11 protein-coding genes are annotated in these 13,776 nt (G+C 42.1%); 5 read left to right on the top strand and 6 right to left on the bottom strand.

Annotation, left to right across the window (positions count from 1 at the left end):
• The first annotated feature begins 58 nt into the window (after positions 1-58).
• Positions 59-622, top strand: coding sequence for an exosortase Y (xrtY, locus tag HDC92_RS20585; RefSeq protein WP_183876909.1), 564 nt, complete (start codon positions 59-61; stop codon positions 620-622).
• A 1-nt stretch (position 623) separates the two neighbouring features.
• Here the strand turns inward: xrtY and HDC92_RS20580 are convergent, their stop codons facing one another.
• Positions 624-2,204, bottom strand: coding sequence for a M1 family metallopeptidase (locus tag HDC92_RS20580; protein ID WP_015809142.1), 1,581 nt, complete (start codon positions 2,202-2,204; stop codon positions 624-626).
• Between the two features lie 104 nt (positions 2,205-2,308).
• Positions 2,309-2,704 (bottom strand): two-component system response regulator, encoded by a 396-nt coding sequence (locus HDC92_RS20575; protein ID WP_015809143.1) that lies wholly within the window; start codon positions 2,702-2,704, stop codon positions 2,309-2,311.
• 220 nt (positions 2,705-2,924) lie between these two features.
• On the opposite strand from HDC92_RS20575, the gene HDC92_RS20570 reads away from it, so the two are divergent.
• Complete coding sequence (locus HDC92_RS20570; protein ID WP_015809144.1) at positions 2,925-3,128, top strand: hypothetical protein; 204 nt, start codon at positions 2,925-2,927, stop codon at positions 3,126-3,128.
• Here HDC92_RS20570 and HDC92_RS20565 read toward each other — a convergent pair.
• The 3 genes from HDC92_RS20565 to HDC92_RS20555 form a co-directional block, all read right to left on the bottom strand.
• Positions 3,125-5,035, bottom strand: coding sequence for an AAA domain-containing protein (locus tag HDC92_RS20565; protein ID WP_183876908.1), 1,911 nt, complete (start codon positions 5,033-5,035; stop codon positions 3,125-3,127). The two genes, HDC92_RS20570 and HDC92_RS20565, sit on opposite strands and share 4 nt — an antisense overlap.
• A 20-nt stretch (positions 5,036-5,055) precedes the next feature.
• Positions 5,056-7,860, bottom strand: coding sequence for an FAD-binding and (Fe-S)-binding domain-containing protein (locus tag HDC92_RS20560; RefSeq protein WP_183876907.1), 2,805 nt, complete (start codon positions 7,858-7,860; stop codon positions 5,056-5,058).
• A gap of 138 nt (positions 7,861-7,998) precedes the next feature.
• Entirely contained in the window at positions 7,999-8,982 is a 984-nt protein-coding gene (locus HDC92_RS20555) for a GlxA family transcriptional regulator (protein WP_015809147.1), read from the bottom strand.
• Between the two features lie 304 nt (positions 8,983-9,286).
• On the opposite strand from HDC92_RS20555, the gene HDC92_RS20550 reads away from it, so the two are divergent.
• Genes HDC92_RS20550 through HDC92_RS20540 form a run of 3 tightly spaced genes read left to right on the top strand, consistent with a single transcriptional unit; the run spans position 9,287 to position 12,936 of the window.
• Positions 9,287-9,523 carry a hypothetical protein gene (locus HDC92_RS20550; protein WP_015809148.1) on the top strand — a complete coding sequence of 79 codons (237 nt, stop codon included), beginning with the start codon at positions 9,287-9,289 and terminating at the stop codon, positions 9,521-9,523.
• Between the two features lie 59 nt (positions 9,524-9,582).
• On the top strand, positions 9,583-10,755 hold the full coding sequence (locus HDC92_RS20545) for an HlyD family secretion protein (RefSeq protein WP_183876906.1): 1,173 nt from the start codon (positions 9,583-9,585) through the stop codon (positions 10,753-10,755).
• Positions 10,756-10,770: 15 nt separating this feature from the next.
• Positions 10,771-12,936 (top strand): peptidase domain-containing ABC transporter, encoded by a 2,166-nt coding sequence (locus tag HDC92_RS20540; RefSeq protein WP_015809150.1) that lies wholly within the window; start codon positions 10,771-10,773, stop codon positions 12,934-12,936.
• A gap of 268 nt (positions 12,937-13,204) precedes the next feature.
• Here HDC92_RS20540 and HDC92_RS20535 read toward each other — a convergent pair whose 3' ends face one another.
• Positions 13,205-13,768, bottom strand: a complete 564-nt coding sequence (locus HDC92_RS20535; RefSeq protein ID WP_183876905.1) for a thioredoxin family protein — start codon at positions 13,766-13,768, stop codon at positions 13,205-13,207.
• Positions 13,769-13,776 lie beyond the last annotated feature (8 nt).

Here is a 13,776-nt window from a genome sequence, read left to right as displayed (position 1 = left end):
TCATAATGTGATCAAATCATAAACTTATTTATACATTTGATGACCAGGGCAACAGCTTATGTTCAACATCAGTCAGCATACTACACCTTCATTCCGCTTTCTTATCAATTTAGCCCTCTTGTTCTGTATTTTTTACGGCTTCAATTTAGGTTATATCGGCCTCACTACCCCCGGCGGATTGTACAGCCCGTTATTAGATCAGCATCTTAATTACATTAAAGCCTGGCGACATCTATGTTTATTTTCAACAGCCAAAGTGCTCGAACTAACCGGATATATGACCTATACAACAGAAACCACTTTAAAAGTACAGGGCCATGCAGGTTTCAGACTTGTCTATTCCTGTCTGGGTTACGGCATAATGAGTTTCTTTGCTGCGTTCACACTCGCTTTCCCCAAACCACTCCGTTCCAGACTTATTTTTTTGTTTACCGGCCTTATCGCAATTCAACTCTTAAATACACTAAGATTCATCTTCATCGCTTTATTCTATAAACCAAAGCCCGTATTGTTCTTTGCCGATCATCATGATATTTTCAATTACACCTTATACAGTCTGCTTTTAGTAATGATATACTGCTGGCTCAATACAGGCAACAAGCAGGGGCATAACCCCATTTAATTTATTCAAACTTTCCTTCTTTGTTCAGCAGTTGAAAGTACCGGTCTAAATTTGTGCCTAATGATTCTTCAAAGGCAGCTTTCAGATCAGCAGGTTGTGGATGTTTGCCAGTCCATAATTTAAAATAATGTTGAAAAGCAGCATCCAGTTTTTCCCTGCCTACTGCATTTTCCAGTATATACAACCATAAAGCAGTCTTCAGGTATGAAGCTGTACTGTATTCATCGGAAGACTTAAACTGATCTGATGGCAAGTCGATGGCAGATTGCATGGGTATACCACTCAATGCGCCATAAATCGCATTTAAAAACTTATCAACAGGTAAGGCCTGCACCTCTATAGGTATCGCATTACCAAAAATAGAATTAGACCGGTATTTTTCCGCTTCATACCTGAACTGGAAATAAGTATTCAGGCCTTCATCCTGCCAGGCATGCTGCCGTTCGTTACTTCCCAGCATACTCATAAACCAGTTGTGCCCAACTTCATGTGCAATCACCGCGTCAAGCGATTCTTTTTTGGCATCCGGACTGGTGATCAATGTAATGGTCGGATATTCCATACCGCCACTCGAATTGTTTTTTGGCCCTTCCACTACCTGCACCACCGGGTATTCATACTCCCCTATCCATTTGCTGTAACGCTTTACCGCATCCTTTGCATATTCAATACTGTAATTCCAAAGTGTACTGTCCTTATTGTGGTAATAAGTAAACGCATCAACTACTTTACCCGAAGCCAGGCGCGCTGTATCGTACTGTATCACAAAATCTTTATCGGCAAACCAGGCAAAATCCGGCACATTGTTCATCTTATAATTCAGCTTTTTAAGCCCCTTGCTATTCTTCGGAATATATAACACTGGCTTCGCCGTTCTGTTGGCCACATTCTTTGCGCCCACACTTTTATAGGCTGCAAGCTCATCCGCATTTTGCAAAACTCCCGTAGCACCTACTACATATTCGGCCGGAACGGTAATGTTTACATTAAATGATGCATAGTCACTGTAGTACTCTCCCATATCAAGATAAGGAAACTCATGCCAGCCATTTTTATCAAAAACAGCAGGCTTGGGGTACCACTGACAAACCATAAACTCTCCGTCTGCAAAACCCGATCTGGAGAAATACGATGGCAGCTTTACTTTAAAATCTGTAGTGATCTTCACGGAATCCCCGGGCTTTAAGGGCGAAGCCAGTTTTACCTTAATAATGTCTATATATTTCGGATTTGGATGTGCCGCTGTAGCAGCAACCTTGCCATTCACTTTAAAATTCAAACCCTCTATGCTCCCATAAGTGTATTTATCTAATTTTCCAGCTCTTGCCGTATCGCTTTTCAATTGCTCAAACAAAGCTGTATTTTCATTTTTATAAGCATTTGGCCAGATGTGAAACCAGATAAAATCAAGACTGGAAGGCGAATTATTTTTGTATACAATGGTTTCAAAACCTTTAAGTGATTTTTCCTGATCATTCAGGGTCACGTCAATATTGTAATTTACATGCTGTTGCCAGTATTTTTCCTGTGCAAATACAACAGAACTGAAAATGATAAGTACAAGAGTTAAATATTTCTTCATTGGTATACATTAAGTTTGGAAAGATAATAATTTATCATGGTCCAAAATCATTGTAACCATAAATTTGAATAAAGACTGCAAATACTGTTTTATGAAATAAAAAATTAAGCCAGGGGCGAGCTCAATTCAAAAACCCTATCGGGGTTTTCCAGACAATCGTTAATCTGATCCAGTAAGGCATCAAGTTCAAAGGGCTTTGAGATAAAAGCGTTACATCCATAGCTGCCAAGTGACAGCATAACCTGCGGATAGGCAGAAAAAATAATTACCGGAATTTTACGCGTTTCAGGGTTCCTTTTCATTTGTGCACAAACCTCTCCGCCGTTTATCCCTGGCAACAAATAATCCAGCAAAACCACATCAGGCTTAAAGCTTTCAATCAGTGGAAATATATCTTCAACCTGCTGATGACAACTTACCTGATAACCTTCATAACCAAACAATTCTTCGAGCATCTCTACTAAACCACTGTCATTTTCAACAATCAATATATTCTTCATAATTATCTTTTTTGTTTTCCGCTTTTTCACAGTCCTGGCTTGCCTTACAACGAAAATCAAAGGGCATTATTTTAGATTTACAGGATTACATTTGAATTGTTACAGTAGTTTGACCTTTTAACTCTTTATCCGGAATACCAAAACAATTGTGACCGGCAAGTGTTTCAACATTAATCTTTGTTCATGACAAATCATTAAAATTAAACACAAATATATACCAATGAAAAAACCGAAAACAAATCCCGAAAATGCAACGATCATAAAAAAACACAACCATCCAGACGGATTGGATAAATGGAATGACCGTCTGGACCATAACCTCGAAACCGAACATGAAGGTGATGAAACCGCTGATGAACAAGCCCGGGATTACTCAGAAAAATATGGTAGCGGAGACCAATCTGACGAGACTAAAGAAGCTTAGTCTGCATCAGCAAATTCCCATGCACTCCGGTAAGCATCAATGCTTTCTGCATAAGCAATAAAATCCGAATAAAAAGGCAATCTGGATAAAGTTGCACTGTCTCCTATAACCACCAGCTTTTTACGGGCCCTGGTCATAGCTACATTCATCCTGCGGATATCCGATAAAAAGCCAATCACTCCCTCATTGTTACTTCTGGTCATCCCGATGTAGACAATGTCCCGCTCCTGGCCTTGAAAGCTGTCTATTGTATTGACTGAAATTTTTTCAATATACAGCTGCAAAACGGGATGGTTCAACAACAGATCCTTTAATATATAGATTTGTTGTTTATAGGGCGAAATCACTCCTATTGAAGGAAAATTTTCAGCAACATACACCTCAGCCAGCTTCAGCACCAACTGTGTTAAGTGTTTCAGTAAAAATACAGCTTCTTCAGAATTATAAATACTTGTTCCTTCCCTTTGTTCTTCAAATCCACGGCCGGCAGTATCAATAAAGTTTAATGCAGTATCTCCCGGAAATAGCAAATGCCCGGCAACAGCCGCATGCGCCTTTAATTTTCCTTCGTAAAAGACCTTCGAAGAATAGGCCATAATCTGCGTATGCATCCTGTACTGTTCTTCCAGCAAAACAACTGCATTTGGATGCAAAGCAATACATTTTTCAAGCAAAGTGGTGCTTAAACCTGCTTTCGCAGCGTCATTAGACTTAATGGTGGGCGGCAATTGACAATGGTCGCCTGCCAGAATCACCTTTTGCGCCTTCAATATTGGTATCCAGCATGCAGGTTCCAATGCCTGTCCGGCTTCATCAATTACTACGGTATCAAATTTCCTATCTTTAATAGTATAATGATTTGCGCCTACTAAAGTTGCTGTAACTACCTGCGCTTTCCCTATCAGATCTTCTATTATATATTGTTCGGCACCGGCTACAGCTTTCATCAGCTTATGCGCCTCGTCAAAAAGTGCCTTACGCTGTTCCTTTTCTGCCCTCCCAAAATTTCTTTTGTATTTATGGGCCATCTTTTTGTACTCCGCAGCCTGCTTTTTCAAATCCTTAACCTCTTTTATGCTGGCATGAGCTGCCATTTTACTATCCAAAGTTAAAGAGAACAATTTTTCTGATACCCTTACCGGATTACCAATCCGTAAAACATTCAATCCCTCGTCAGCTAACTTTTCACTTAATAAATCTACCGCTGTATTACTCGGTGCAACTACCAAAATCTGCCTTCCATGCTGTTTAATCATTGTCTTAACAGCCTGCACAAGTGTAGTGGTCTTACCTGTTCCCGGCGGGCCATGTACAATAGCGAGTTGCCGTGCAGCAACAATATGGTACACAGCAAGTTGCTGCACTTTATTTAATTTAGCGACTGGATAATGAACAACATCTTCTGCAAACGAAGGCTTATCTGTCCCCGTCAATATCTTTATTAAATGGTGATTGTCAGCCTGCTCATTCTGTACTGAAGCACGTTTAACAGCTGCCTGCATTTCATCATAACTGTGATCATCAAACAGTACATCAATGCCTAATTTACCGTTCCTTGCCCAATCTGGCAGTTCATCCGTACACAAAGTGATCTTTAAACGACTTCCTCCCTGATAAGCAATCAGCCCCTCAACCTTATCATTTTTAGGATCGTGATTAGAAAACAGTACCGCTGGCATGCCAAACCGAAGCTGATGTTGCAAATCATGGTGCGTAGTCCGTTCAACCTCAACAGTTAAATAGTCACCCCTGCTCATTTCCGAACCTCGGATAGCAATAGGATACCAGGTTAACCCAAGTGCTCTGCGTTCTGCAACAGAAAGGGTTTCCTTCTGTTTGATATATGCTTGTAAGTCCTCTTCACGCTCCGTTTTAAGCAGATCAAGCAGTTTCTTAAAGTAAGGCATCCACAAATATTTTCAGCAGATCAGCTACACTCATCCACCAGATATAAAATCGATTCATAGTTTTTTCCCACAGCATCCGACATGGCCATTTCACAGGTTTTAGCCGTGGAATAATAACCTGAATAGTCTCTTTTCTTTACCTCCCCTGCTTCTGGAGCCGTTGCCGAAGCCGTAAGTTCAGGAAACAAAAAGCCCCTGTCGCCAGCCATCCCACAGCAACCCACATTTAAGGGAACATCAACCTGCTCTGCAAAATGATCGGCCAGTTTAAACAACTTGCCTTCAAGACCCATCTTTTTCAAGGTACATACCGGGTGCAGAACAATCCTGTCCTTTTTGCGTACCTCTGGTAGTTTTGCCATTACAAAATCATGCAGGTAATCGATACTGTCGATAATATTCAGCTGATCAAAATAAGCTTTATGCTTTTCAGTAAGTACCTCACGGCAATGTTGCAATGTATGTGTACAGGAACTTACATCCAGCACCACCGGAAATTTGCCCCCGGCAGTCCATTTCCATAACTTCTCAATTGTTTCATTAACCGTATACTTATAGGCATCACTGTATCCTTTTGAAGAGAATAACTGTCCGCAGCACATTCCATTAATGTCATCAGGTAGCAATACCTTAATACCAGCCTTTGCAGATACACCCATAAAGGTTTTTGCTACACTTTTTTTGTTATCCTTTGCACCACCCATCATCCTGTTGATACAGGTAGGAAAATAAACAATAGACCCTTCCCTATCTCCTTCAATCTTTCCTGCAGGTGCCTGTACCTGGTTACTCCATAGGGGCATTGCAGGAATGATTTTTTTCACACCACTTGTAATATTATGCATGGTCGACGGGCCAAAAATGCTGTTCATGCCGTTGCCCGCCTTTACTGCCAGTCCCACTGTAAAAGCAGTGGCCCCAAAATTTTTCGCAACTGTTAATGCCAGTTTATTGGCCGTATCGCTATGGTTTTCACGTCTCAATCTTTTAACCAGATCGCCAGTATTGATATCAACAGGACAGGCTGTGGCACATAAACCGTCCACAGCACAGGTATCCAGTCCGTCATACTGGTATTCCTTTACCAGTTTATCAAAAGTGTTTTTATCACCTTTAGCCTTTAAACCGGCCAGCTCGCGTCTCACTACAATCCTTTGCCTTGGGGTGAGCGTAATGTTACGGCTCGGACATTTATGTTCACAGTACCCACATTCAATACAACGGTCTACCTCCTCTTCTACCGAAGGCAGAGGCTTCAAATGCTCAATATGTGCCTTTTTATTTTCGTTGATGATCACTCCAGGATTCAGCAGGTTTGCCGGATCGATCACCTGTTTCAGCCTTTTCATGATCTGGTAAGCCTGTGTACCCCATTCGGTTTCAATAAAGGGAGCCATGTTACGGCCCGTCCCATGTTCTGCTTTTAAGGTACCATTATAAGTCTCCACCACCAGCTTCACCACATCCTGCATAAACAGGTCGTAACGTTCAATTTCAGCCGCAGTGTGAAAGGCCTGGGTAACCACAAAGTGGATGTTCCCATCCTTGGCATGACCAAAGATGATCGCCTCATGATAGCTATACTTTTTAAACAGCTGCTGCAAGTCTAAAATCGCATCCCCCAGTTGGGCGACAGGAAAGGCGATATCTTCTAAAATCACGGTTGTACCACTGGCTCTTACTGCACCAACCGCAGGGAACATCCCTTTGCGCAGCTTCCAGTAAAAGGCCTGCTGTTTCATATCCTCTGTAAACAAAGGGGTTTCCAGCATAGACAAAGAAGTAGCCGAAGCTAAAAATACATTGGTCTTGGCATGGAGCTCATCCATACTGTTGGCCTGAAATTCTACCAGTAAGGCGGCAGCTGTTTCCGTTAAGGTCTTTAACCGTTCAGGAACACCCTTTAAGTTGTCTATCGACCGTAGTGAGGCCCTGTCCATCAGCTCTACCGCTTCAGCACCTGCAACCGTTAAAGGAATAATGGCCTGACAGGCTGCATAAATATCCGGAAAATATAAAAAGGCAGTTGTTTTATAAGGATAGTCCGGAACCGTCTCCATTACAGCTTCCGCAATAAAACCCAAGGTACCTTCTGCACCAATTAAAAGGTGTGCAAACACATCCAGTGGATGCTGATGATCAATGAACGCATTCAGTGAATAACCAACCGTATTTTTGGTCTGGTATTTCCTTCGGATCAGGTCGTACAGCACTTCATTACCTGCAATTTCTTCCTGCAGTTCTTTTATAGCGGTATAGATTTGGCTACATTCCTGCTCAAAACGAATATAATCGGTTTCTTTTTCAGTGGTAAAGGTATTTCCATCAGGCAAAATAAAGCGGATATGCCTGGTGGTATGGTAAGAGTTCAGTTTTACCCCGCAGCACATGCCACTGGAATTGTTGGAAAGGATACCACCAATCATAGCTGCGTCAATGCTGGAAGGGTCAGGACCTATCTTCCGTTTGTGTTTTTTCAGATAAGCATTCACCATACTGCCAGTAATCCCTGGTTGAACCCTTACCAGTTCGCCCGATGCCTCAATACCCATTTTATTCCAGTACTGGCTCAGATCTACCAGGATCCCATCAGTAATGGCCTGGCCGGACAAACTCGTTCCCCCTGTCCGGAAAGTTATCGGGATCTGGTGCTGATGAGAAAACTTAAACAGTGAAATGATCTCCGATTCGGCAACCGGTTGTACAACAGCTTTAGGCCGTAAATAGTAAAAACCTGCGTCCGATGCATAAGCAACCAGATCTATCAAACGTACTTTAATGCGCTCTTCAGGTAAAATACCTCTTAAAAGTCTCCCTATATCCATTTAAAAATACCAATATTTTATCCAGGCTTATCTACCTGTTTTCAACATGCTCAATTTTCAAACAAAGAAACCATTAAAAAGTCACAATTTTGTGTATTATCTTATTGAAATTTTATCGTTTACATCTAAATTACACACTTAAAACTGTACCACTTCGCGACTATATTTGTTCCTGTACTGCACCGGCGATAGTCCGGTAACTTTTCTAAAAGTGGTACGAAAAGCCTTTGTATCTGTATAGCCTACCTTATACATTACTTCATTCACGTTCTCTCTGGAGCTTTCCAGACTCATTTTTGCGGCTTCAATTTTAACCCTTTGCATGTACTCCGCAATGGTATTTGATGTAGCCTTTTTAAACCGCCGTTCCAGGTTACGCCTGCCCAATGCAAACATCATCGCCAGCTGATCTACCGTAATCTTTTCCTGGAAATTCTTTTCAATATAGGTTTGTGCCCTCCTTACAGGCTCATCATCATGCTCCTTCTGGCCTTCAAAAATGATAAAGGGCGACTGGCTCCCTCTGTCAAATTCTATTTCCAGTATTTTTGAACACAAAATAGCTATATCCCTGCCTGCATACTTTTCTACCAGGTACAGCATCAGGTTCAGAAAAGAATAAGCGCCCCCGCTTGAATAAATGCCGTTTTCGTCTGTAATGATCTTATCTGCTACCAGGTTCACATCCGGAAACATCTTCCTGAAAGCATTGGCAGCCATCCAGTGTGTGGCACATTTTTTTCCTTTCAGCAAGCCAGTAGAGGCCAGTAAAAATGCACCAACACATAAACTGGCCACTTCAGCGCCAGCCTTGTACTGCGCAGTAATCCAGGGTAAAAACTCCTGGTTCAATACCAGCGCCTTCATCATATCGCCGTTAGGGGCCGGAATAATCACCAGATCAGTCTTATCCACTTCCTTAAGCAGAACATGAGGTTTAACTGTAAATAAGCCATCATACAATTCAGTCTCGGTACTAATACCTACCAGCTGGATTTTAAACAAAGGGGGCTTACCCATATTGGTCAGGTGCTCGTTTACATGGCTAAACACTTTATAAGGACCAACTATGCTGCTTAAAACGGCCTGCCCTCTGGGTACAAGAATCGAAATGTGTTTCATACCCAAAGTTAAACCTTAATACTGTCGCAATCAACCCCTTATATTGCCGGATTCACACCCTGTATATCCTTTTCAAAATTTGGGATTCTCATTTTAAAGCAGTTTATGACAGAGATAAAACCAACTCAGACAGGTCAAACCTGATAAAACCCCAGCATACCCCCTTAGCACATGAAATGAACAAACTGAACAGCCCCAGCAAAGCGTGCTTTTATTAATTTCGTTACCATGTTTGGCCAAACATAGGCGTATCCTGAAAAGCCTTAGATGAGTAAGGATTGAAATCTAAAACATATTCCCTATTATGAAAAAATTAGAATTGAACAACCTTGGTGTTCAGGAAATGAACACAGTGGAAATGACAAAAGTTGAAGGCGGCGGTTTATTAGACGGCCTGGGCCTGCTTAATGGCTTAGGTTTAGGCAATTTAACCGGTGGCCTGGCACCAGTAACAGGAGCAGTTAAAAGTGTGCTAAACGACACTTTTTCTTTCCTTACCAAACAATTAGGCACTGTTCTGGGCTTAGTTAACGGTCTGTAAGAACTTAATCATAACCGTTATCCTTGTCAGGGATAACGGTTACGCTTATCAGCCAATATATGTCCATATCCACTTACACCACAGAAGCCATTTCCAATACCGCATTAGCTTACCGTTCCAGGATCAACAGATCAACCCAAATCATTTACCTGATTACCGTTCTTACTATCCTGATTACCCTTGCGCTCCTCCCTTTCATCAAAACATCCATCAGTGTAAAAAGTGCCGGAATACTACAATCATCAATTGAAAAAACAGAACTTACTGTACCTGCCAACGGACGTGTGATCACCCTTAAATTACAGGACAACCAAAAAATTAAACAGGGCGAAACTTTATTGGTCATTGATGCCGCACTGGCCAAACAACAGGGCAATATTGTACAAAACCGCCAGGCCCAGTTATCAGCCTTTCTGCAGGACATCCATCTGCTGCTCGTTTACATCAACAGAAACGGCTACAGTTACCCACCCCTGCAAACGGGGCAATACACGGCTTCCTGGCAACAGTTTGCCCAGGAACTGGAAAGTGCCAGAATAGCCAAAACACAAGCCGAAAACACTTTTAGCCGATACAACAGGCTCTTTCAGAACAAAGCCATCACCGAATCTGAATACGAACATTATAAATTTGAACTGCAACAAGCCGAATCGGCCTTTAAAATGATCTGCAGCAAATACAGATCGCAATGGCAAATAGAAGCCAGTTCCCTGCGCAACGAACTGCAACAGCTAAGCGGCCAGCAGGTAGAACTGAACGAACAAAAAAAATTATACACTTTAAAAGCCCCGGTAGATGGCTCCGTTCAGAACCTGACGGGTATAAAAGAAGGAGCTTATGTGTTTGCGAACCAAAAAATAGGTGAAATCTCTCCCAATGCAGATCTTACAGCGTTTTGTTACGTTAAACCATCAGATATAGGCCTGATTAAAGTGGGCCAGGAGGTACGCTTCCAGATTGATGCTTACAATTATAATCAATGGGGACTGGCCAAAGGTACAGTACTCGACATCTCGGATGATATCATAGTCATCAACAACGATCAGCCGGTATTTAAAGTAAAATGCGCGCTCAGCCAAAACCACCTGCTGCTAAAAAATGGCTATAAAGGGTATTTAAAAAAGGGAATGAGCTTTACCGCACGTTTCACAGTAACAGAACGCAGCTTGTACCAGTTGCTGTATGATAAAATAGATGACTGGGTAAACCCCAACCTGAATGCTAAGCTATAAAGAGAAACATAGGTCATGAGCATCAAAGTAAAACAACGCGACATCACAGATTGCGGCGCAGCCTGCCTGGCCTCTGTTGCGGCACATTACAAATTAGACCTGCCCGTTGCACGCATCCGGCAGCTGGCCGGAACTGATAAAAAAGGCACTACCGTTTTGGGCATAGTAGAAGCAGCCCAAAAGCTGGGATTTGAAGCCAAGGGTGTTAAAGGACCTTTCGAAAGCCTCTTCAAAATACCCACACCCGCTATTGCCCATATCCTTGTAGGTACCATACTGCAGCACTATGTAGTCATTTATAAGGTAAACAAAAAATTTATTGAGGTGATGGACCCAATAGACGGGCAGCTGCAGCGCAAAAGCCATGAAGAATTTAAAGGCGAATGGACAGGTGCGCTTGTACTGCTGCTACCTGCAGAAGAATTCCAGGCAGGAAATGAAAAAATATCCATACAGGGTCGCTTCTGGAACCTCATCAAGCCACATAAGAACATTTTGATACAAGCCCTGTTTGGCGCTATTGTATATACCATACTGGGGCTTTCTACCTCGGTCTTTGTACAAAAACTTGTCGATTTTGTCCTGGTAGACAGTAACCGGAACCTACTGAACATGATGGGTATAGCCATGCTCCTCATCCTGCTGGTACAACTCTTTATCGGCACTGCAAAAACCATTTTTACGTTAAAAACCGGACAAATGATTGATGCCCAGCTCATCCTTAGCTATTATAAACACCTGCTTAAACTTCCCCAGCAGTTTTTTGATACCATGCGTGTAGGCGAGATCATTTCGCGCATCAATGATGCGGTAAAGATCAGGACCTTTTTAAATGATGTCAGCATCAATTTTCTGGTCAACCTGTTCATCGTTTTTTTCTCTTTTGTGATGATGTTCACGTATTATTGGAAACTGGCCCTTATCATGCTTTCCGTAATCCCGGTATACCTGGTGGTCTATGTACTAACCAATAAGCTTAATAAAAAAGCACAAAGGAAACTGATGGAAGACTCCGCCGAGCTGGAATCACAATTGGTAGAAAGTTTAAATGCCATAGGCACCATCAAACGCTTCGGACTGGAGAACCACGCCAATGAAAAAACAGAAAGCCGGTTTGTAAAACTGTTGCATACAGGTTACAGTTCCAACCTCAACTCCGTATTTTCAGGCACCTCTGCTGAACTCATCTCCCGCCTGCTTACCATCGTGCTACTCTGGATAGGTGCCGGTTTTGTACTCGACAACATGCTTACTCCTGGCGAACTGCTCTCCTTTTACACACTGATCGGTTATTTTACAGGCCCTATATCTGCGCTCATAGGCATGAACAAAACCTTACAGGATGCCATTATTGCATCAGACAGGTTATTCGAGATCATGGATCTGGAACGCGAAAACGATGAAAACCAGATTGAACTGAGCCCGGAACAAATAGGTGACATCCGCTTTGAGCAGGTATCTTTCCGTTATGGAACCAGGATAAATGTATTTGAAGATCTCAATTTAAGCATCCCAAAAGGTAAGTTTACAGCCATTGTTGGCGAAAGTGGTTCGGGCAAATCCACGCTAATGGCCATCCTTCAAAATATTTACCCCATACAAAAAGGTAACATCAGCATCGGGAAATATGATTTGAAGTATATCCGCACAGCATCATTACGACAAATCATAGCTGTAGTACCGCAAAAAATAGATCTTTTTGCAGGTAATGTGGTCGATAATATTGCCATAGGTGATCATGAACCCGATATGCAGCGTATCCTTGATATTGCAGAGCAATTGGGTATCCTCGATTTTATAGAAACCCTGCCCAGGGGATTTCAAACCTATCTGGGCGAGAACGGCACCACTCTTTCAGGCGGACAAAGGCAACGCATTGCCATTGCCAGGGCCTTATACCGGCAACCTGAAATCCTGATCCTCGACGAGGCCACCTCATCCCTCGATTCTGCTTCCGAACAATATGTTCAGAAGGCAATCAACCTGTTAAAGACCTGTAATAAAACTGTAATTGTAATTGCCCACCGTTTGAGTACCTTAAACCACGCCGATAAGATTATAGTGCTCGACAAAGGTAAAGTACTCGAGGAAGGTACACATAAGGAATTGTTGTACAAAGCAGATTCTGCATATGCTAATCTCTGGAAACTACAAATGCCACAATTGTTGGTTAAAAACTGAGAATTGTTTCAATTATGACGAAGAATAACCATTCACATAAAAATTCCGGCAGTTGGCGTAATATATACACAGGTTAGCGTAATAGAATTGGCTTAACCCTTCCTTTTAAATACGTTTACAGAATAGGATTCATTTCCCCTCCTATAAAGACTTGACAATGGACTTTTTCAAGCACCTCATGTATTTCAAGCATTCCTTGTATACACAAAACCCTTAAATTACCTCTATGCCCTGCAAACGCGGGGCATTCCTTTTTTCAGCTTTAATGTTATCCGGTTACCTTACCCAGAACCTCCAGCAATTCCCGCTGAAAACTTTTACCTTTATCCTGGTTGTACCACTTTTGGAGTTCTGTTTTAATCGTTCCAAAATCGGCATGCGCTGCTGTTAAATTATTGTATATAGCCTGGCACTTCAGGGGTCTTGGGCCCCAGGTCAGCAAATCATTTCCCGCTTCGTCCCTGATGATCAGTTTAGGAATGGCCTTACTACCATTTGTCAGGTATTGCTCAATTAAGAAAGGTTCACTATCTCTCAACTGATAAGAAACACTGATTAAATTGTTGAGTTGTGTTAGTTTATGAATAAACGGAACTGTATGAGCGGCGTCCCCGCACCAAGGTTCAGTAATAACAATCCATTGCCGGGCATTCCTTATGGCAGCTATCGTTTCTGCCAGAACAGCATCCACTACTCCTGTCTTTAACCAGCGTTGCTGGCGTGTCCAGTTCAATTTGGTATAATCCAGATAGTCTATATTGTTGTAGGGTGCAGCGGCGTTTGGATCTGATAAAATCTCCTGAAAATAATCCTGATATTGTTGAAAGTCCATAAACTCAA

Origin of the sequence: Pedobacter sp. AK017, assembly GCF_014200825.1 — a bacterium.
In the GTDB taxonomy this organism is placed as follows: domain Bacteria; phylum Bacteroidota; class Bacteroidia; order Sphingobacteriales; family Sphingobacteriaceae; genus Pedobacter; species Pedobacter heparinus.
This window is presented reverse-complemented; position numbering and strand designations above follow the sequence as displayed.